Raw genomic sequence first — 333 nt, forward strand, 5'->3', positions numbered from 1 at the left:
GTTCAGGTAACTACGATGCAAAATACCCAAGCAAAGTCGCATCGGTTCCACTCAACAATGGTACAGCAAATGTCGACTTTAATGTTTCTGATAGCCAAGGTAGCCTACTTGTTGAAATTTGGTTCTATGACGGTAGTGACCCAATTCAGAAAGTGATTACTTCTGGAGACAACACTTGGACCATGTAACTGGGTAAATCGAAAGCTGTCTTTCAGAACAAATCTTCAATCTTTAACTTAAAAATCGCATCGTTCTTTTGAACATGCGATTTTTTTGTTGTAAAACAGTAAGATTATCCACCTAGCAAACTAAAGACAATGCAAGCACTGATTA

1 pseudogene is annotated in these 333 nt (G+C 37.8%); it reads left to right on the plus strand.

Annotated features, from left to right (window positions below):
- A pseudogene (locus IQR33_RS26690) lies at window positions 1-188 on the plus strand (hypothetical protein); the annotation flags it as partial.
- Window positions 189-333: the final 145 nt, after the last annotated feature.

The organism is Vibrio sp. OPT46 (assembly GCF_015163535.1).
In the GTDB taxonomy this organism is placed as follows: Bacteria; Pseudomonadota; Gammaproteobacteria; order Enterobacterales; family Vibrionaceae; genus Vibrio; species Vibrio alginolyticus.